A 20,258-nucleotide genomic window follows, 5' to 3' on the forward strand; every position below is an offset into this window, starting at 1 on the left:
TGGCCTACCAGGACCGGAAACCACAGCGCAGGCAATCCCTCTGATCTCAACTCCGTACAGGCCCTAAGGCCAGATCCTCGTGGCGTTCGACGCGCTGCTCGCACTGGAGAAGGCAAGAACGAAAACCTTGGAGAGGGAGCGTTCCATCCATGCTCCTATTGCGATACTTTCAGCGAGAGTGCGAGGTGATGTCAGCGTGCAGGAAGATAAGCGAAGAGTCCAGACTGCCGTTCTTGACGGATCGGGCTCCTACGATCCGCTCCTAATGCCCCTCGACCGAACTGAAGCTCTCCGGTTCCGGGCACACCATGATCGTATGGGCAACACGTTCTGGTGCGGAACGCACCTGGGCGGCTGCGGCAAGCAGTTGATGGACCGGATCGGCCAGGTCAAGGTTCCACATTTCGCGCATTACGCTGACCGAGCCACTCACGCCTGCCAGCGGGTCAACCTCGGCGTTGACTCTGCAGATCACCTCTACATCCATCAGGAGCTGTCGAAGTGGCTCAAGGGCCGTAGCATGAATCCCATCGGAGCCCCTGTCATCGACAATGACTTCACCTCAGGCGGGGCCTGCACTGCACTGATCGTCGCTCCGCCTGGACAGCTTCCTCTGGTTGCCGTCCAACTGGTTGGTGACGAGCACAGCTGGTTTGACAGGGACAGGCAGCTCCGTATCAAAGGCCGGGCCGTTCAGTGGATCTTCGGCATGAAGTCCCGTGCGTCGTATGCCGCGCTCGATCGAGACGGGTATGCCTTGCGTATTCGTTGCGAAACCCAAGCGGGTACGCGAAAGATCTCTGTCGCAGTCCAGCTCCCGGGACGACCGGTCGAATGGGAGGCCATCTCCGGTTGGCAGCTGACCCAATCCGGAATCTCCACAACTGACATTGACCGTGTTCGCCGGTCGCCGCACACGGGCTCGTTTGGCCCCCTTCAATTGAGCGATAGAGAAGAGAGTACAGTTGTCGGTTTCCCTCTCGATGTTTCCGGACTTCTGATCACTCCGAAGGAATCAAGGACGCGGCCTTGGCAGCATTTAGGTGATGGTGAAAGGGAAGGTCACTCACTGGCGGTCAAGGTGCAAACGCCCGCTGGAACCGTCATTGGCGACTCCGCTGTCGTACTTCCGTGCGCCTATGCGGAGCTGGCTATCGGCCAGCCGTATCAGATCCTGGGACCGGCCTCGGTACGAGCCAATGTAGACCCCGAGCGGCTGACACCTAATTGGATCATTGACTCCGGTGGGCTGGCGCTCGCTCCGGCGATACGAACCCCGCTACTTGCCACACAGGTCGGCAGCAGTCCACGGGTGCACGCAAGGCAGCATGCAATCAAGACTGACCAGGAAGAGTCCGCGCTACCTGAAGCCCCAGAGGCGCCTACGATCTCTACGTCCGATGATCAGTCGACCGCTCAACTCGATCGCCGAGAGGAGATGCGCATCCGTGAATCCGCCGCAAAAGCGATCACGCGACTTGAGCAGGCACGTAGCGTCGGCAACAGGACCAGAGGGCGCGAGCTTCTCGACCAGCTCGGAAAACTGCTCAAATCGGCACCCTCAGACAAATTTGGCTACGAACTTCGCCAGTGTGCCGAGTACAGCGCGTGGCTGACTCCCACCCGCAAGAACAGCAGGATTCAGCCCGGCCGCCGGAGATAGCCGGGAATCTTATGAGGCGCACCGTAGCCGGTATTACTCAGGGGTGTCACCGATCAAGGTAACCACCCTCATCGCTGATCCGGCTTCTGATCAGCTTGCATGCGAGGTTATCGGGGAATGCACACCTTGCACGGCGTCTTACCTTCCGCGTCGGTCTCCGCAATGTTCACGCTCCTGATGTAGCGGATGTCGAACCCCCAGGACTTCCCCGCCTTGGCGCCCAGCTTTGAAGCCCTAACAGTCAGCGGTGGCGTGGTAACGGTCGCTGGCATCGGTGGTGATGAATTCCCTCATGTTGTTTCCCTACGCGATGGGCCTGGCGGCCGGGTCCACATGAGATCTCGCTCGTGCTGAAATATTTCGGTCCAAGGTGACGAATTCTGCGGTTCCAGCGACAGCCGCGTAGTCTGCCGTCTTCCGCTTGATACGTACTTTCAATCAGCCAGCGAGAGCCGCCCCGCGTCACCAATGCACATCGCGATCCGCACAATAGTAATGTCGGCAGGCATATCAGCATTCTTTCGAGATTGTCGATGAAGGAATCTTGATACATCGGCCCGGGCGAACGGTCATACTGCACAGATCGGCCGCAGTCTGCGCTGCAAGCAAGAACGGCGTGCTCTGGGTCCTGCGTTCAAGTTAGTAGATGCGGTACTTCTTGCCGCAGTTGTCGAACTTGCCGGCCCAGCAGGTGTAGGTGTAGACCTTGCCGATCCCGTGGCCGCTCCAGGAGCCGACCTTCTTGCCGTCCCAGGCGTGGTTGAACTTGTGCCAGGAGCCGTTCTGGTACACCTCGAACCACACCCAGCCCTTCTTGCCACCGAACTTGTCCACCCCGTACCACTTCGTGAACACCTTGCCGTGGCTCTTCCACGTCTTGCCGAAGGTGTACGCCTTGTGGTCGCCGGAGAAGAACTTCCCCCACTTGACGACAGTGGCGGTGCTTGCGGTCGTGCCGGCCGTGGTGCCGGCCTGAGTCTGCGTGGCCGCCTGAGCGGCGGGAGCCACGGCCAGACCGGTGACGGCCATCGAACCGGCCAGAGCGGCGATCGCGAGAATCTTACGCATTTCGGGTTCCTCCCCCAGTAGGTGCTGCTTTCCGACAGCACGAACGCTACGGAGAACCCCAGCAATCAACTGTGGAGGAATCCACACACCCCATGTGATCGGCGCCACACGCCAGAGCAGTCCCTGGGACCCGACCGTGACTCCGCCCGGCTGTCGGTGCCGTCTGCTGAGATGAGCCCCGACATTCACCGACCCACATGGAGCGCCGAGTGGACCACAGCGGCTGGGCCAGCCTTCCGCCACCGAAGAGCAAACTGGCCGCGCTGGAGGACAAGCTGGAGGTACGGCTCCCGCCCTCCTTAGGACGGCGAATAGGAGGCTTACGAGCTGTTCTCCCGGCGAGCCATGGGTCCGGAGCGCCACGACTCCTTCTACGACCTGATGGCGACGTGGCGTCCGATCAGTGCGGACCACATCGCACCCGTCGTCCTGATGGCCGATCCTCGGATCGCCAAGCTGATCGCTCCCGAGCGAGCGCGGGAGATTCTGACCATGCGGCGGGGCTGACCAGCGGAGATCTGGGTCAGCGCAGGGTGGCGGTGAAGGTGCGGCCGTAGGCGTGGCGGGTCGTCGCCTGGACCAGCGTGCCGCCCGGTACGCGCCGTACCGTCACCCCTTCGTCAGCTGAGTCGAGCCTGAGGCGAGCACCATGAAGCACGACACTGACCCGGTCCCGTCCCATCGTGGGATCGGACAGGGCGACGACCGTGCGCTTCCCGTATCGGACGATGACTGAGGCGGGGCCGTCGATGAGAAGCCGCTCGGCGTGGCGTGGACCAGCGGTGAAGACGTTGGCGGCGACGATCCCAAGGTGTCGGTGCTTGATCGCCTGCGCGTGCCGATCGTTGGCCAGGACGACCAGCGGCCCGTCCGCGTAGCCGCGCATACGGCTCTCGGTCGCGTTCGGGACCAGGGCGTAAGCGAGCGCAGGGGTGCGGTGGATGACCGAGGCGGTGAAGACGTTCTTGGTCACGTTGGTGTCGGGGTTGGACGTACGGACGACTCTGCGGCTGCGGGTCACCAGCTCCAGCCCAGCCTGAACCGCCTGCCTGGTGAGGAAGGCGTAGCCGACCGAGGTGCCTCGGGTGCCGTTGGCATAGCGGAGCCAGCGTGGCGGCGCGGTTTCCCCCGCCTGCCACCCCCGGCCGTTCCAGCCCTCGCCGGTGAGCGTGACCGCGTCACCAGGGGCGGCGATGCGGCTGTCCACGGTGGTCACCGCGTCGCGCCCGCCCTGGCCGGAGACGTCCGCGGCCAGCACCACGATCTCGTCGTCGAACATGAACCAGGACTTCGTCGCGCGAGCGTTCCGGTAGGCGACGAAGTCGTCGGGCAGGATGCCGGCCTGCTTGGCGGTGTAGGCGGCGTCGTCCGACTGCACCATGCCGGCCGCGCCGTACGCGCCGAGCGTCGCGCCGCCGGAGAACACGTTCCCCGCGCGAGGGAAGTACACGTAGGTGTTCTGGGACTCGGACGAGGAGGTGAAATGAAGCGGATGGTCCGGGTTCTCGTACCAGGCCCGCCCGTACAACTCAGGCACCGTCCGCCGCTCCTCCACCGGCGCGGTGACCCCCGCCAGCCGGTACGGCGACACGGCGGTGTAGTAGTCGACGCCGAAGGCCTCGCGCTGGTCCTCCCCCGCCAGGTAGAGGTAGTAGGCACCGTCACCCTGGAACCAGGGCATCAGGTTCTCGCCGTTCATGTACTCGTACTTGCTGATCCGCTCGGAGCTACGCGCCAGCGCGAAGGCATAGCCGGGGCGCCGGTGCACAGTCCTGTCCATGGCGTTGAACGCCACACTGCGCGAAGCCGGGTTCAAATCAGCGGCCGGAATGCCGGCGTCAGCCCGGATGGCCGCATACCGAGCGATACTGACCGGAGACACAAAGGCCCCCGTATCAGCCTCAGGCAAGTGCTTGACGTACTTCTTCAAGGCGAGAGCCGCCGCGTCATCGACATGGTCGGCCAGGTCGGCGATGGCCTCCACGATCACCCCGACATCGGCGTACCCGGTGTTCGTGCGCGAGACCGCCCGCCCCTTGACGATCTCCATCATCCAGCCCTCGAAGATCAACGGGGCGAAGCCGTCGGTGATCCACCGGTGCACCACCCCGCCCAGCTCGGACACCCCACCGAGCATCTTGAGCGTCTGCACGACCCGGGTCAGCAGGGCCCGCCCGTACGACCCGGTATAGGCGACCGAGTGATGCTGGATGAACGAGCCGTCACGGTAGTACCCGTCGGTGACCCCATGCTGGAGGTCGTACGGGTCGATCATGGCGAAGACGGTGGCCTGGTCCGCGATGGCCTTGGTAACCCGGGCGTCATCGCCGGTGAGCGCCCCCTGCAGGATCCGGTTGGCGGTGATGTCCGCCAGGTTCGCCCCGGTATGGAAGCGCGAGTCAAGGTCGACGTCGCCGTCCTTGCCGTTGCGCAGGTAGGCGTCCATCGAGGCGATGTACGTAGCCGTCAGGTCCCCCGGCGCGGGCAGCAGCACCAGCGTCCTGCTGACATGCGTGGGAATGCCGATCTCCCAGCTGTGCCAGTTCCCGTAATACCCCGCCGCCTGGTCCCCGAAGTACCGCTCGTGCAACCACCGCAGCCCGTCCACGACCCGCCCCTGCACAGCGGCGTCATCGACGAGCTCACCGCCGGGCGTGCGCGTCGCGAGCGCGATCTCGTACAGATATTGGTACGCCAGCCGCAGGTTGGCGTCGTTGACCCCCAGACTCAGCCCGGCGAACAGCTCGCCGTCGCCCGCCTGATCCATGGCGGCCAGCCGCTGACGGGCGGTGCGGACGATCGCCGCGAGCTTGCCGGCGACCTCAGGCCGCGCGTTGACCTCCGGAGTCCCGGCGAAGATCGCCACGGTGTTGGCCAGCAGCCGCCCCGGATCGATCCCGGCAGCGGCAGGCGTGGGGAAGGCCGCGGCGAGCAGGCCGGCGGCGGGGAGCAGGGAGAGAACCTGGCGACGGGACATGTGCGGCACGGCGGCGGCTCCAGGCCGTTGAGGGGTACGCCGCGCTCACGATACATGATCTACTTCGGCCGGCCCAGGATCAGTCTTCCGACGTGGACGCGCCCTCCTCCACGTAGCCCTCGGCGGTGAGGTCGAGGCTGCGGTCGTTCACATAGGCATCGATGTCCCGCATGCTGGCGCCCGTGTCGGTGCGGGTCCGGGTGGTGCCGTTCACGGTGGACGTCTCGGTGATGTCGAGCCCCTTGACGGTGAAGACGACGGTGTCCTGTTCGCCCTGCTCGTTGGTGCGGGTGAACCTGACGACCTGGCCGAGCTGCGCGTAGAGGAGCTCGGCGGCGTCGCCGTCCATGGACACCAGCTCACCGTCGTCACTGACCTCGATCAGCTCGTCATCGTCGTGATCCTTGATGCGACCGATGACGGCGCGTACGTCCTCGACACTCGCACCGGTCTGCTCCGCGATGATGGCCACACTGGTCAGGGTGATGGCGACGTCCGGCGGGGTCTCGACGCGATCCAGCGGGACGACGGCCGCGACGCGCCGCCCGTTCCGGGTCAGGTACGTGATGTCGCCGGCGCGCTCGGCCCGGTCGACCAGATCGGTCAACTGGACGCGGGCTTCGTCGAGACCGACCTCGTCACCGCTCGGCTCATTCAAGCCGTACTTGAATCTCACATGATCCATGGTTACCCAAAATGAGCGCCGGTGCGTTGCCCGCTACCCGCTGTTCTCTTTCCAGCGGGTAGAGGACCACCATGACGACCGAACGCCTGTCCCCGTCGGAGCGGGCGACCATACAAGAGCTGCTCGACGCCGACCGGAAGCAGACCACGGCCCGCGTCGCGATGTTGCGCCGCGACCTGGACGAGATCGCCGCCTCCACGACGCTGACCGGCGCCGACGACGAGCACGACCCCGAGGGATCGTCCACCGCCTTCGAGCGGGCCCATGCCCAATCCCTCCTGGACCAGGCGCTGAACCATCTCGCCGAGCTGGACATGGCCGTCGAGCGGTTGCGCGACGGCGACTACGGGATCTGCGTGAAATGCGGGCGGCGCATCCCCATCGAACGCCTGATGATCCTGCCCGCCGCCAGAACCTGCGTCACCTGCGCCTCCCGCCGCCGATGACTTTCGCCGCGTCCGCTGGTCTACTTCACCATCATGGAGAAAGGAAGCGACCCGATGACCCACACCCTTGAGGTGCCCGGCGGCATCCTGCACTACGACGTACGCGAGGCCGAGGGGACCACCGAGCCGCCCCTGCTGCTGATCGGCTCCCCCATGGACGCCACCGGATTCACCGGCCTGGCCGCGCGCTTCGCCGATCGTACGGTGGTCACCTACGACCCGCGCGGGATCGGCCGGAGCGAGCGCACCGACGGCGCGAGCGAGTCCACGCCCGAGCTGCACGCCGACGACCTGCACCGGCTGATCGACGCGCTCGGCGGCGGACCGGTGGACATCTTCGCCAGCAGCGGAGGCGCCGTCAACGGCCTCGCGCTGGTGGCCGTACATCCTGAGCAGGTGCGTACGCTCGTCGCTCACGAGCCGCCGGCCGCCAAGACGCTGCCGGACCGGGAGCAGGCGCTGGCCGCGATAGCGGACATCCGCCGGACGTACGAGCGGGACGGTTTCGGGCCGGCGATGGTGAAGTTCATCGCGGTCACCAGCATGCGCGGCGACATTCCCGCCGATTTCGCCGAGCTGCCCATGCAGAGCCCGGCCGAGATGGGCATGCCGGCGGAGGACGACGGCTCCCGCAACGACCCGCTGTTCGGGCAGAACCTCATCACCTGCACCCACTACGAGCCCGACTTCGAAGCGCTGCGCGCGGCCTCGACCCGTGTCGTCATCGCCGTCGGCGCCGAATCGGAGGGGGAGATGGCCCACCGCTCAGGCGTGGCGGTCGCCGGACGACTCGGCGTCGAGCCGGTCACCTTCCCCAGTCACCACGGCGGTTTCATGGACGGTGAGTTCGGTATGAAGGGCGACCCGGACGGCTTCGCCGCCGCCTTGCGCAAGATCCTGGCCGCGTAGACCTGGATGCCGCGCGGGCCCCTCGTTCGGAGGTTAGCCTGGTCGTGGCGCCGCTATGGCAGCCGGCTGGGGGCCTGGCGCCTGCGGTCACCGCAGGCTTCGTTCCGGGGGAGGGAAGAAGCCGTGCCATCCGTCTCAGTTCTGCAGCTCGACGACGTGCCGGCGCGGGAGCGATTCGACTTCTGGTGGCAGGCCGTCGCCGAATCGGTGGTGTCGGTGGACGCCACCAGCGATCGAGCCGGGGACTTCTGGGCTGAGATGCGTACCCTCGATCTCGGCATGGTTCAGCTCTCCCAGGTCCGCTGCGTATCCTTCGACGCGCGCAGAGGCGCGAGTCACATCCGGCGTTCCGATGCGGACCTCTATCAATTGGCTGTGACCGTCCAAGGCCGATCAGGCCTGTGCCAGAACCAACGGGACACCCGCCTGGAGCCCGGCGATCTGGTGCTCTACGACACCGCTCGCAGCTTCCTCGCCTGGACGGTGAGCGAAGGGCCGAACGCCGCCCCTTCTCAGGGACGTCGCGGCGAGGTAGCCGAGGGGATGATTCTCCGGTTTCCCCACCAGGCTCTGCCGCTTCCCGTCGCCATGGTCGAGCCTCTGCTAGCGGTACCGTTACCGGGACGCGACGGTGTCGGCTCGTTACTCGCCGGACTGCTCCATCGCCTCATCGCTCAGCCCGAGTGGTCGGCCTGTGACCTCACGCGGCTGTCCACCATCCTTCTGGACCTGGTCGCGGCTCTGCTGGGCCAGCGGCTTGACGAGGACGCCTCTGCGTTCCAAGCCGATCCCCATCATGTGCTGATCCTTCGCATCAAGGCCTTCATCGAGGAACGGCTGGGCGATCCGGAGCTGACTCCGTCGATCATCGCCGCCGGCCACTACATATCCGTACGCCAACTGCACAAGCTCTTCCAGAACGCCGAGCTCACTGTCGGAGGATGGATTCGCGAGCGCCGGCTCGAACGCTGCCGCCGCGACCTGGCCAACCCCCTCATGGCTCACCTTCCTGTCGGGACCATCGCCACTCATTGGGGATTCGCCAGCCAATCTCATTTCAACCGCGTTTTCCAGCAGGCTTACGACGCCTCCCCCGCGATGTACAGGCGTCTGGTTCGCGAACACGGGAGTTCGGCGCCCTGACCCTTGCGCTCAGGGGCAAAGCTCGTGCGCTCGCAGGCAACTGCGAAATGACGGCCCATGCGAGGGTCGAGTCATGAGATTTCGTAAAGCTCTCAAGGTCGCCGGGGTCGGCGCGCTGATGGCCGGCGCGATACTCCTACCGGCGACCGCCGCGCACGCGTATCCCTCTGGTTGCAGCGACCTTTATCGAGACAACGCCTACTGGTACAACTGCACCAAGGGGACGGGATCATTCCGCGCCGTCGTGCGCTGCTACAGAATCGGCCATTCGACATACGCGACCAGGTACGGCGTCTGGGAGCGGGTCGGCGAGGGCCCGTCCAGAGCCCAGTGCCTGTCCAGTGAAGAGACCTCGTCCGGTTACGGAGAACGCAGAGACTAGAAGTTCGCGCATGCGGCCGACCCGGACGCCTTCGCCACCACCCTGTGCCAGGTGCCGGCCGATGGGAGCGCATCACCACGGTCGCGACAGCGGGCCCGTGGCCGTCATGGTCTGACGGTCACGGGCCCGCTGGTCGGTCGGTCAGCGCCAGTTGCCGGCGAGGGGGATGTCGTCGGTGTTGCCGAAGGCGAAGCCGATCTCGGCGTCGCCGGGGGTGTTGTCGTTGCGCAGCAGGAAGAACCTGGTCTCCGGCCGGTACACGCCGATCGTGGTGTACCGATCACCGTTCCAATTGCCGGTCAGCGGCAGATCGCCATAATTGCCGAACTGCACCGCGCGGGGATTCGACGTCGAAACATCCGAGTTCACCAGATAGAACGTGGCATTGGTGGGCCGGTAAACGCTCACCGAATCGTCGCCGTCACCGTCCCAGTCACCCACCACCGGCAGGTCCTCGTCGTTGTTACCGAAATGCACCACCCGGTCAGCCGGACCCGCCCAGTTGCTGTTACGCAGATAGAACGTCGAATTACTCGGCCGATACACCCCGACCGTGTCAACACCGTCCCCGTCCCAGTCACCCGCGATCGGCACATCACCCGGATTACCGAACACGAACCCGATCTCCGCATCACCCCGCGTATTCGAGTTCCGCATGTAGAAGAACCGAGTCTCCGGACGATAAACACCGATCGTCGTCGTCCCATTACCGTCCCAGTCACCCACCAGCGGCTTGTCCCCGAGACTGCCGAACTGCACCGTGATATCCGCCGGACCCGCCCAGTTGTTGTCCCGCAGATAGAACGTCCCGTTCTCCGGCCGGTACACGCCCGCGGTGGCGGAGGTGACGGAGAGCACGCCGGGCGGCGACACGTAGCCGGAGATCAGCACGTCGCGGGCGCCTGCTCGGGCAGTGGCGGGGTTGATGGACCGCTTCGCCACGCGGTTGTTGTAGTTGCCGTCGATCGTGGTGATCGTGCCGTCGCCGTGGACCGTGTGGACGATGGACACGTGGCCGCCGGTGCCGGAGCCGGGCTCGCCGTACACCACGATGTCGCCCGGTAGTGGCTTGCCGCCGCTGGAGCGGCGTTTGAACAGGCCTCGGTCGGCGCCCCAGGAGCCGATCGCGGTCGCCACGTACGTGGTGCGCGGTCCACCGGCCACTCCGGCGCGCTCCCAGACCCAGGTGGCGAACATCGCGCACCAGTCAGCGCATAACGGGCCGTACTTCTGGCACTGGTTGCCATCGCCGGTGGTGCCCACCTCGGCGTTCGCGGTGGCCGCGATGACGCCGCGACTCGGTGCGGCGTTCGCCGCCGCCGCCTGCGGAACGGCCAGTTCGTATGCGGCGGTGCCACCCAGGGCCACGGCCACACTGAGCATGAGGGCGGCGATGCGGCTCGCCGGCCTTCGGTACGTCGTCAACATGTTGGACTCCATTTCAGGTACGTCAGCGCCAGTCGCCGACGAGGGGGATGTCGTTGGAGTTGCCGAAGGCGAAGCCGATCGTGGCATCGCCGGGGGTGTTGTCGTTGCGCAGCAGGAAGAACCTGGTCTCCGGCCGGTACACGCCGATCGTGGTGTACCGATCACCGTTCCAATTGCCGGTCAGCGGCAGATCGCCATAATTGCCGAACTGCACCGCGCGGGGATTCGACGTCGAAACATCCGAGTTCACCAGATAGAACGTGGCGTTGCCGGGCCGGTAAACGCTCACCGAATCGTCGCCGTCACCGTCCCAGTCACCCACCACCGGCAGGTCCTCGTCGTTGTTACCGAAATGCACCACCCGGTCAGCCGGACCCGCCCAGTTGCTGTTACGCAGATAGAACGTCGAATTACTCGGCCGATACACCCCGACCGTGTCAACACCGTCCCCGTCCCAGTCACCCGCGATCGGCACATCACCCGGATTACCGAACACGAACCCGATCTCCGCATCACCCCGCGTATTCGAGTTCCGCATGTAGAAGAACCGAGTCTCCGGACGATAAACACCGATCGTCGTCGTCCCATTACCGTCCCAGTCACCCACCAGCGGCTTGTCCCCGAGACTGCCGAACTGCACCGTGATATCCGCCGGACCCGCCCAGTTGTTGTCCCGCAAATAGAACGTCCCGTTCTCCGGCCGATAGACCCCGGCCGTGTCCACGCCGGCCCTGGACCACATCCGGTTGGCGATGATGACCGCGTCACTGGCCTGCTCGGCGTAGCGGTCCCGGTACTCCGCCGCGGGCCGCTGCACGTCCGCCGCGACCGTGCCGATCGGGGCGGTGTTCCAGGACCCGTTGGGGTAGAGGCGCTGCATCTCGTTGAGGAACGTGGTGGTCGCGGTCGCGGGGTTGGTCCGTGCGGCGTAGCTGCCCCATATTTCGCGTTGCTGGTACAGACCGACCGAGTCACGGTCACCACCATCGAGATTGGCGATGCTGGTCTCGACGATCACCGTGGCGATGGCGATCGCGGCGGCCCGCTGGTTGAAGCCCCGGTTGCGGACCTCCTGCACCACGGCCCGCGCGCAGGAGGTGTTGTACGCGGTCATGTGGCCGCGCATCTTCTTGGTCAGGAGCGGATTGAGCGCGGCGGCCATGGCGCCGTCGGCGGCCGTCGGGCCCCCGGACACACACGGCAGCGCGGCGAGTGCGGCGACAGCCTGAGGCGATAAATCCGCCGGGTCCGTCGGTTCCTTCGGATCCGCTGTCGCGACCCCCGCCGACATGAGCGCGGCAGTGGCGGCGGCGGTGAAGACGATGACGGCCTTGCGAAGCGTCGGTTGGAAATTCCACGTGCACGTGCCCATGAGTTCCTCCGTGGTCTGGACCGGCGCCTGTCGCGCCATGCCGACCACGGTTCATCCGGCCTCTTCAGCTTCGCTGCACCGCGACTGTAGGGGTGGGTAGTCCGGCTGTAGACGTGCTGCTTCACACGCCGGTCCGCGCGTGAACGGGCAGCTTTCACGCGCCAGGCTGCGTGGCCAGTTCCAGCTGTTCGCGGCTGCCGTATCGCCGGAAGGTCGCGACCGCCGACGCGTGGAGCTCGGCAGCCGTGTCGAGGTCGCCGTGTCGGCGGCAGACCTCGGCCCGGTCCCGGTCGGTGCGGGCGCAGAACAGATCCAGGCCCATCGCGGCCCACTGCTCGCGCGCGGCGTCGAGGTGGGTCGCGGCCTGGTCCAGCTCCCCTGCGGCCAGGTGCAGCTCGCCGATGGTGCGGGTGGTCAACGCCGTGCCGAAGCGGTCGCCGAGAGCCACGCACACCGCGAGCGCCTGCCGCAGGGTCTCGGCCGCGAGTGCGTACTCGCCCTGCCGGATCTGGACCTTCGCCAGACACTGCAGGCCGTACGCGGTGAGCAGTTGATCATTGCCCTCCCGCAGCACGGCGATCGCCTCCAGGGCGAGACGCTCGGCCGGTCCGAGGTCGCCTCGCGCCCGGTGCACCATCGCCATCGAGCGCAGGGTGAGACCCTCGCCGCGGCGGTCGCCGATCCGGCGATAGGCCGCCAGCGCCTGGTCCAGCGCCGCGTCCGCGCGAGCGAAGTCGCCCACCTCGCGGTTCACGTACCCGATGCCGTACGAGCACTCGGCCAGGCCGGCCTGGTCGTCCAGCTCGGCGCAGAGGTGGCCGGCCTGTTCGAAGAGCTCGAGCGCGTCCCGGAATCGGCCCCGCTCACGGTGGGCGGTGGCGATCCCGATCAGACAGTCAGCCTGTCCCCGCAGGTCGCCCTGTTCGCGGAACATCGCCAGCGCCTGACCGTAGAACACGGCGGCGTCGTCGAGACGGTCCTGTTCGTAACGGAGCAGGCCGAGCCCGCGAAGCAGGCTCGCCTCGCTCGCCCGGTCGCCCGCCGACCGCGCCGCCTCAAGGGCGGCGTCATGGGTACGCCACCACGCGTCGAAGGCGTTGCGCAGCCGGAACGACGACAGCAGCAGCATGCTCAGCCGGCACGCGAGCCGATGCAGACCGAATCGACTGGCCAGCTCCACGGTCTGGACGAGCAGCCACCGTTCCTGCTCCAGCCAGGTCTGCACGTCGGCCGGCGATCCGGCGGCGTCGCCCGGGGCGCGGGTGCCCAGATCGGTGAGGAGGTTCAGCAGGTATCGCGCCAGCCGCTCGATCGCCTGGCACTGGTCCGCCGGTCCTTCCTCCGCGTCGGCGCGTTCCCTGGCGAAGAGCCGGATGAGATCGTGCATGCCATAGCGCACCTGCCCGCCGAGGTCTACCCCGATCGCGTCCACGAGCTGCGCGTCGGCCAGCCGCTCGACGATGTGCTCGGCCCTGGCCTCGGGGTGGTCGAGCAGCGGGGCGAGCAGCCAGGGCGGGAACTCTCCGACGGCGACCACGCCGAGCCGGCGGAATGCCAGTCGAAGCGGATCGGGCAGGCTGGCATAGCTCAGGTGCAGGCTGGCCCGGACCTCCAGATCACCGGCCACCAGCTCATCCAGGCGGCGATGCTCGTCACGCAGCCGGGCCGCCAGCACGCTCAGCGGCCACCGCTGCCGCACCGCCAGCCGGGCGCCGACCGTGCGGACCGCCAGGGGCAGCCCGCCGGACAGCCGCGCGATCTCCGCGGCGGCCTCGGGCTCGGCGGCCACCCGTGCCGCCCCGACGAGCTGCGCCAGCAGCCGTAGCGCGTCGTCGGGCTCCAGCACGTCCAGGCCGAGGCTGCCGTCGAGGTCCAGGCCCGCCAGCGCCGCGCGGCTGGTCAGCAGCGTGGCGCTGCCGCCGTGCGCCGGTAACAGCGGCCGGATCTGGTCCTCCGGCCCGGCGTTGTCGAGCACGATCAGGATGCGCCGTCCCGCGATCCGGCTGCGGAACAGGCCGCTGAGCTCCTCGACAGGGTCGGGCAGCCGGGATGCCGGTTCGCCCAGCGCACGCAGGAACGCGCCGAGGATCTCCTTGGTCTCCTCGGGCCCGGTGCCGCGGAAGGCCGCGTACAACTGACCGTCCACGAAGACGTCGCGAACCGCGTGCGCGGCCGCGATCGCCAGGGCGGTCTTGCCGCTGCCGGCCTTCCCGGAGATCGCGCAGCAGACCTGCCGCTCGGCCGTCATCGCGCTCAGCAGGATGGTTCGCAACTCCGTCAGCTCGTCGTCGCGCCCCACCAGGTCGCCGCCCGCCGGAGGCAACTGGCGTGGCACCTGGGGCACCTGCAGCGGCACACTGGTCGTCGTCGCTCGGTCGAGCTGCGGGCTTTCCACCGACACGGCGGCGAGCCCGGCCGACGGCTCGGGACGGGTGATGGCCAGGTCCTCAGCCAACGGGGCTTCCAGGGCGGGGTCGGCGGTCAGGATGGCCTGATGCATCCGGCGCAGCTCCTGGCCGGGGTCGATGCCCAGCTCGGCCTGGAGCACCTCGCGCGCCTCGCGATAGGCCTCCAGCGCGTCGGCCTGCCGGCCAAGCCGGAACAGGGCCAGCATCTGCTGGGCGCGCAAGCCCTCCCGCAAGGGGTATCTCTTGACGAGCGTGGCCAGTTCGGCCGCCAGCGGTCCTGACCGGCCGAGCCGTAACTCCGCGCTGATGCGTTCCTCGAGAACGTAGAGCCGCAGCTCCTCCAGGCCGTCGGCGGCCTGTCTCAGCACGGGCGTCAGCAGGCCGTTCAGCGCTGGTCCCCGCCAGATCGCCAGCGCGTCCCTCAGCAGTTGCGCCGCCTCGTGGTGGCGCCCGGCGGCGGCGGCCGCCCTGCCCTTGGCCGCCAGCGCCTCGAACCGGTTGATGTCGATGTGCTCGTGATCAACCTCGAACAGGTAGCCGGGTGCGCGGGTGACGATGGTCTCGCGGTCGCCGACGTGGAGCACTCTGCGGAGGTTCGACACATATGTCTGTACGAGAGCCGCCGCGGTCGCCGGTGGGGCATCGCCCCACACCGCGTCGACCAGACTCGATATCGACACGACCCGGTTGGCGTGCAGCAACCCGGCCGCGAGAAGGGCTGTCGGCTTGCCGGCGGTCAATTCGAGTTGCCGGCCATCGAGCCACACTTCGGGCGAGCCCAGCAGGCGGAACTCCACCCAATTCCTCCGCATTCCTATCAGGATATCCGCATAGGTAGCAGTGTGGCTTGATGATGCTCGTATATCAACGCCTCCAAAATACCGATTTAGGCGGCATAACGGTTGAATTCGGTCATGGGTTTCACCAGAGTGTCAAGGAGCCCGGCCGACTTCGTCGCGCTGGGCGAGGGCGGCGCCGCTGCAGGGAAACTAGAGCGATTCTCCAGGACCCCAGGTCAGGTTATGACTAGTCCGAATTGAGCTGGTTGGAGGATCTGGTGGCTGACCTTGTGCTGCTCGCTGATGAGCGGATTTCCTCGGTGCGCGTGCATGAATGCGATGAGCCGCTGGTAGACCTGCGAGAGGTCGGCGAGATCGAGATGGACGGTCGACAGGCCGACCTCGACGGAGCGTATGCCCGGGTGCGGCTCGGCGCGCTGCAGCGGTTGCGGCTCGCTCAAGCCTCCTTGCCCGGCGGGTACCGACTCGTTGTGGTGGAGGGATATCGGCCGCCGGCGCTGCAGGAGAGGTACTTCGCGGACCGGGTCGCCTTCCTGCGCGAGCGGCACCCGGATTGGTCGGCGGCGGAGGCACACCGTCAGGCGAGCCGCTACATATCGCCGCCGGCGGTGGCTCCCCATACGACGGGAGGCGCGGTCGATCTGACGCTACGCGGTCCGGACGGCCGGCTGTGCTGGATGGGCACGGAGGTCAATGACTCGCCGGAGGAGAGCCAGGACGCCTGCTATACCGACGCGGAGAACATCTCAGCCGAGGCAGCCGCCAACCGGGCGATACTACGCGGTGTGCTGGCCGGAGCCGGGTTCGTCAATTACCCCACCGAGTGGTGGCACTGGTCAACCGGAGACAGATACTGGGCGTTCACCGTCGGCGCGACACACGCTCACTATGGCCCGCTGGTCGAGATGGGCGGTGACCTCGATCCGTGACGTCACCCGGCCAGGATCCTGGCCGGGTCGGCCGCCGTCAGCGGGGGCGTCACGTGAGCAGGCGACGGCGGTAGCCCTCGGCCACCGCCGAGGCTCGATCACGAACGCCGAGTTTGTCGTAGATGTGTTGCAGATGGGTCTTGATGCTCGCTTCGCCGATGAACAACGCTGTAGCGGCCTCTCGATTCGAGCTGCCGTTCGCGACCAATTGCAGTACCTCCTTCTCTCGATCGGTCAGTGTGCCGGCGCGGGGCCTGCGAACCTGCCCCATCAGGTGCTGCGTCACCGACGGCGCGAGCACCGACTCGCCACGCGCTGCTGCACGGACGGCTCGCATCAGTTCGTCGGGCAGAGCATCCTTCAGGAGATATCCGATCGCACCCGCCTCGATCGCCGGCAGTACGTCGCTCTCGCTGTCGAAGGTGGTCAGGATCAGCACTCGGGCACCCGGGGCCCACTCGCGCAGCGCCGCGGTCGCGGCGACGCCGTCCATCCCGGGCATCCGAAGGTCCATGAGCACGACATCCGCGGCCAGCAGCTTCGCACGTTCGATGCCCTCGGCGCCGTCCCCGGCCTCACCGACCACAACGATGTCCTCGGCGTCCGCAAAGGTGTCACGAAGACCGCCCCTCACGATCGGATGGTCGTCGACAATCACCAGTCGAATCATCGGTTGGTCTCCCCCTTTGCTCTCGCGCCCCCGGGGGCGATCGCCGGAACGCGCGCACTGACGGATGTCCCTTCATCCGGTGCGCTCTGCACCTCTATGTGACCGCCGACCCCTCTGATGCGCTGGCGCATGCTCGTCAGGCCGAAGCCGGTGCCGACCCCTTCCGCGAACCCGCGTCCATCATCCCGCACGTCCAACAGCACCTCGGTGCCCGTGTACGACAGCGTGACACCGACGCGCGAGGCCTCCGCGTGCTTCGCCACGTTGGTCAGCGACTCCTGCGCGACCCGGAAGAGCGACACCTCGATCGCCGGGCTCAGTGGCTCTCGGGTGCCGGTGACCTCCACCTGCGCACTGATCCCCTGGTCCTCCGACCATCGCTCGGTCAACGTGCGCAGCGCGTCGGGGAGGTGCGCTCGCCCGAGTTCCTGGGGAGCGAGCGCCCGCACGGACCGTCTGGCCTCGGTCAGGCTGCTGCGCGCGAGCCGAAGCGCACGCGCGACGTGCTCTTCCGGCTCGCCCCGCACACTCGCGGAACGCTCCGCCGCCTGGAGCTGCGTGATGATGCCGGCGAGACCCTGGGCCAGCGTGTCGTGGATTTCGCCGGCCAATCGCTGCCGCTCATCCTGCGCCCCGGATTCGCGGGCCTGGGCGACCAGTTGCGCATGGAGCCCGGCGTTCTCGTGCAGTGCCGCCTCGAGTCGCTCGACGAGTTCCTCCCGCTTGCGTTCCTCTGGTTCACTGCGCGCCGTCAGCAGGATGCCCACCCCGATCGCCGCGGTCTGCACGGTGACGATCAGGATGAACTCCGCGAGCATGTCTGGGGTCGGGTTAGCCCACACGCGCATCGCCGAGCCGTTGAGGGTCACGGAGGTGGCCAGGACTCCAAGCACCCCCAACGGCCACGGCCTGAGCAAGTACGCGTGGAAGAAGCCCGCAATGGTGAAGACGAGGAAGATATCGGAGTACGTCATGAGGGTGACGCACAGCGCCAGCAGCCCGACGAAGAAGATGCCCGCCGGCACGGGCCGGAGCGTCCTCCTCTTGATGGGCAGCGTGTGACCGAACAGCACCCACAGCACCGAGACCGCGACCAGCCCGAGGACGGATGCGCCCCCGGGCCAGAAGACTTCACCGGAGGCCGGAAGCACCCACGAGAAATAGATCGCCGTCGAGATCGTCAGCAGCAGCCACGGTGTGATCAACTGCAGCAGTTCGTTGCGCTGATGTTCTTCGGCGGAGCCTTCCTACTGCTCGTGCGGGCCACGGCCGCGGAGATCATGCCGAGCCCGAGCAGTGTCGCATAGCCGACGACCAAGGCGACGACGAACTCCAGGGGCCGCTCGGGCGGCGCGATATCCAGCACCGCCCACGCGAGGAAGATCATGAGTGTCGCGGAGACGACCACGGAGGCGAACGCGACGATCATCTGCGCGAGCAGGACACTCCGTGGATGCGCAGGAGTGGTCGACAGCCTGCGCAGGATGCCGCGCTCCCGATACGTCGCGATCACCGCCGGGACGTGCTGCACGGCGATCATCACCATCCCGAACACCAGTGCGGTCGGCGCCCAGATGTCGATGGACCGGAGCCCGCCGGTTTCCGGCGACGACTCTCTGAGCGCCGGGATGGCACCCAGCCCGAGCAGGAGTCCCACCGGGAACAGCACACCGAACATGACGGTGGCAGAGTCTCGAAGGAAGAGTCTCGTCTCGATCTTGACCATCTTCAGGAGAGCACGCATCAGTCAACCCTTCTCGCGGAGAGTTCTGGGGTCTCCGGGGCGCGTCCCGTAAAGGCCACGAACGCGTCGTCGAGGTTGCGCTGGTCGACGCGGAGATCCTCCGCCACGACCTGCGCCCTGGCGAGAGCCCCTGCGACGCTGCTCAGGAGCCGTCCGCTGCCGGTGACCAGCCAGCGGCCCTCGGTGATCTCGACATTGGTCACGTCGGGAAGCTCGGTCAGGACACTCTTGTCCAGCGGTTGACTCACGCGGAACCGGACCTGCTGCACCGCGCTCGACTGCGCGATCAGCCCTGCGGGCGTATCCACTGCTGCAACGCGGCCACCATCGATGACGGCGATCCGGTCGCTGAGGCGCTCCGCTTCATCCATGAAGTGCGTGACAAGAAGAATCGTGACGCCCGTGTCACGAACCCGCTCAATGAGGCTCCAGGTGTCGCGCCTCGCCTGCGGGTCCAGTCCCGTCGTGAGCTCGTCGAGAATCGCGACCTTCGGATTGCCGACCAGAGCGAGCGCGATCGAAAGCCGCTGCTTCTGCCCGCCTGAGAGAGCCTTGTACTGCGTGTTGCGCTTCTCGGTGAGACCAAGGAGCTCCATGAGCTCGCGCCAGTCGGCGGGGTTCCGGTAGAAGGAGCTGTAGAGCTCGAGGGCTTCGGCGACCTTGATCGCGTCTGGGAAGCTGCTCTCCTGCAGTTGCACACCGAGTCGCTCACGCACCTCCGCCCGGTCCTTGATCGGGTCGAGTCCCAGCACCGAGATCGAGCCCGCGTCGGGCGTTCTCAGGCCGGCGATGCTCTCGACGGTTGTCGTCTTGCCGGCGCCGTTGGGCCCGATGATGCCGAAGATCTCCCCCTCTTCGACGGTGAAAGAGACGTCGTCGACGGCAACGTGCTGCCCGTAGCGCTTGTGCAGATTTCGTACTTCCAATGCGGACATGCTGCGAAGTTACGGGCGCACCGCACCCCGCCACATCGACCGTAGCGTCTGAGCTTGGGTTGATTCGCGCCTCCACCGTTCGGTGGATCTACAGCACCTCGCGCAGCGCGGTGGCCACCGGCGCGCCATCGTCGCTCTGTCGCTGAGCACCTTCTCAGAAGGGCCAGAAGATCAGCAGCAGGGTGAGGCCGAGGCTCAAGGCCATGAAGGCCGGTGTCCTGGGGTCGCGGGCGGCCTCGCGGCGTGCGGAGATCACCAGTGCGGTCAGCATGGCCAGCGCGCCCAGCAGGTGCAGGCCGTACCAGACGGGGATCGGGACCGTGTCCGGGAAGTTGTCGGCCGAGCCGTGGCCGGTGAGGCTGCCGAGCAGGCTCAGGCCCAGGCCGAGCAGCGCGAACGCGTACCGGAACCGGCCGAGCAGGGCCCAGACGACGGTTCCCAGCACGAGCAGGGAGGAGAGCTGGGCGTGCAGTTGCCGGAAGAGCAGGCCATGGGGCGCGTCGAAGCTCATCGTCAGAAGGGAGTCGTAGGCCTTGGTCATCATGGTGCCGCGGAGCGGCTCGTAGGTACCGGTGTAGGGCACCAGCTCGCCGCTGGGCGTGTAGTGGAAGGCCAGGAAGCCGCCGGTGAGCAGGACCAGCAGGAAGCAGTAGATCAGCATCTCGCCCACCAACTGCCTCGCCCGTTCCATTCGGCATA

Annotated in this window: 18 protein-coding genes; 7 read left to right on the forward strand and 11 right to left on the reverse strand. The window is 66.9% G+C overall.

The annotated features are described in order from the left end of the window. Positions 1–316: 316 nt before the first annotated feature. Complete coding sequence (locus ACIBQX_RS40690) at positions 317–1,663, forward strand: competence protein CoiA family protein (RefSeq protein ID WP_397014266.1); 1,347 nt, start codon at positions 317–319, stop codon at positions 1,661–1,663. A gap of 639 nt (positions 1,664–2,302) precedes the next feature. On the opposite strand, the gene ACIBQX_RS40695 is transcribed toward ACIBQX_RS40690, so the two are convergent. Next, entirely contained in the window at positions 2,303–2,731 is a 429-nt protein-coding gene (locus ACIBQX_RS40695; protein WP_397014268.1) for a hypothetical protein, read from the reverse strand. 345 nt (positions 2,732–3,076) lie between these two features. On the opposite strand from ACIBQX_RS40695, the gene ACIBQX_RS40700 reads away from it, so the two are divergent. Then, positions 3,077–3,238, forward strand: a complete 162-nt coding sequence (locus ACIBQX_RS40700) for a hypothetical protein (RefSeq protein ID WP_397014270.1) — start codon at positions 3,077–3,079, stop codon at positions 3,236–3,238. A gap of 16 nt (positions 3,239–3,254) precedes the next feature. Here ACIBQX_RS40700 and ACIBQX_RS40705 read toward each other — a convergent pair whose 3' ends face one another. Both ACIBQX_RS40705 and ACIBQX_RS40710 read right to left on the reverse strand, forming a co-directional pair. After that, positions 3,255–5,708, reverse strand: coding sequence for a polysaccharide lyase family 8 super-sandwich domain-containing protein (locus tag ACIBQX_RS40705; RefSeq protein ID WP_397014272.1), 2,454 nt, complete (start codon positions 5,706–5,708; stop codon positions 3,255–3,257). 79 nt (positions 5,709–5,787) lie between these two features. After that, complete coding sequence (locus ACIBQX_RS40710) at positions 5,788–6,384, reverse strand: type II toxin-antitoxin system Phd/YefM family antitoxin (protein WP_397014274.1); 597 nt, start codon at positions 6,382–6,384, stop codon at positions 5,788–5,790. Positions 6,385–6,464: 80 nt separating this feature from the next. Here ACIBQX_RS40710 and ACIBQX_RS40715 point away from each other — a divergent pair, with 80 nt between their 5' ends. The 4 genes from ACIBQX_RS40715 (at position 6,465) to ACIBQX_RS40730 (ending at position 9,273) form a co-directional block, all read left to right on the forward strand. Beyond that, positions 6,465–6,839, forward strand: coding sequence for a TraR/DksA family transcriptional regulator (locus ACIBQX_RS40715; protein ID WP_397014276.1), 375 nt, complete (start codon positions 6,465–6,467; stop codon positions 6,837–6,839). Positions 6,840–6,893: 54 nt separating this feature from the next. Next, positions 6,894–7,748 (forward strand): alpha/beta fold hydrolase, encoded by an 855-nt coding sequence (locus ACIBQX_RS40720; protein WP_397014278.1) that lies wholly within the window; start codon positions 6,894–6,896, stop codon positions 7,746–7,748. Between the two features lie 123 nt (positions 7,749–7,871). Beyond that, positions 7,872–8,891, forward strand: coding sequence for a helix-turn-helix domain-containing protein (locus tag ACIBQX_RS40725; RefSeq protein ID WP_397014280.1), 1,020 nt, complete (start codon positions 7,872–7,874; stop codon positions 8,889–8,891). 73 nt (positions 8,892–8,964) lie between these two features. Then, on the forward strand, positions 8,965–9,273 hold the full coding sequence (locus tag ACIBQX_RS40730) for a hypothetical protein (protein ID WP_397014282.1): 309 nt from the start codon (positions 8,965–8,967) through the stop codon (positions 9,271–9,273). 141 nt (positions 9,274–9,414) lie between these two features. Here the strand turns inward: ACIBQX_RS40730 and ACIBQX_RS40735 are convergent, their stop codons facing one another. The 3 genes from ACIBQX_RS40735 to ACIBQX_RS40745 all read right to left on the reverse strand — a co-directional run bounded on the left by ACIBQX_RS40735 (position 9,415) and on the right by ACIBQX_RS40745 (position 15,293). Continuing rightward, positions 9,415–10,701, reverse strand: coding sequence for a CHAP domain-containing protein (locus ACIBQX_RS40735; RefSeq protein WP_397014284.1), 1,287 nt, complete (start codon positions 10,699–10,701; stop codon positions 9,415–9,417). Positions 10,702–10,723: 22 nt separating this feature from the next. Beyond that, positions 10,724–12,121, reverse strand: coding sequence for a hypothetical protein (locus tag ACIBQX_RS40740; protein WP_397014286.1), 1,398 nt, complete (start codon positions 12,119–12,121; stop codon positions 10,724–10,726). Between the two features lie 106 nt (positions 12,122–12,227). Next, on the reverse strand, positions 12,228–15,293 hold the full coding sequence (locus ACIBQX_RS40745) for a BTAD domain-containing putative transcriptional regulator (protein ID WP_397014288.1): 3,066 nt from the start codon (positions 15,291–15,293) through the stop codon (positions 12,228–12,230). Between the two features lie 245 nt (positions 15,294–15,538). On the opposite strand from ACIBQX_RS40745, the gene ACIBQX_RS40750 reads away from it, so the two are divergent. After that, a complete protein-coding gene (locus ACIBQX_RS40750) occupies positions 15,539–16,210 on the forward strand; it encodes a M15 family metallopeptidase (protein WP_397014289.1) in 672 nt (223 codons plus the stop codon). Between the two features lie 49 nt (positions 16,211–16,259). Here the strand turns inward: ACIBQX_RS40750 and ACIBQX_RS40755 are convergent, their stop codons facing one another. The 5 genes from ACIBQX_RS40755 to ACIBQX_RS40775 form a co-directional block, all read right to left on the reverse strand. After that, positions 16,260–16,880 (reverse strand): response regulator, encoded by a 621-nt coding sequence (locus ACIBQX_RS40755; RefSeq protein WP_397014290.1) that lies wholly within the window; start codon positions 16,878–16,880, stop codon positions 16,260–16,262. Further along, positions 16,877–18,085, reverse strand: coding sequence for a sensor histidine kinase (locus ACIBQX_RS40760; RefSeq protein WP_397014291.1), 1,209 nt, complete (start codon positions 18,083–18,085; stop codon positions 16,877–16,879). Before ACIBQX_RS40760 ends, ACIBQX_RS40755 begins: the two co-directional genes overlap by 4 nt. Beyond that, the gene (locus ACIBQX_RS40765) at positions 18,082–18,606 is read right to left on the reverse strand and encodes an ABC transporter permease (RefSeq protein ID WP_397014293.1); all 525 of its coding nucleotides are present in this window, start codon (positions 18,604–18,606) and stop codon (positions 18,082–18,084) included. Before ACIBQX_RS40765 ends, ACIBQX_RS40760 begins: the two co-directional genes overlap by 4 nt. A gap of 17 nt (positions 18,607–18,623) precedes the next feature. Continuing rightward, positions 18,624–19,559: an ABC transporter ATP-binding protein gene (locus ACIBQX_RS40770; protein WP_397014295.1), complete on the reverse strand. Its 936-nt coding sequence runs from the start codon at positions 19,557–19,559 to the stop codon at positions 18,624–18,626. 154 nt (positions 19,560–19,713) lie between these two features. Continuing rightward, positions 19,714–20,250, reverse strand: a complete 537-nt coding sequence (locus ACIBQX_RS40775) for a hypothetical protein (RefSeq protein WP_397014297.1) — start codon at positions 20,248–20,250, stop codon at positions 19,714–19,716. Positions 20,251–20,258 lie beyond the last annotated feature (8 nt).

Origin of the sequence: Nonomuraea sp. NPDC049714, from assembly GCF_044465295.1 — a bacterium.
Lineage (GTDB): Bacteria > Actinomycetota > Actinomycetes > Streptosporangiales > Streptosporangiaceae > Nonomuraea.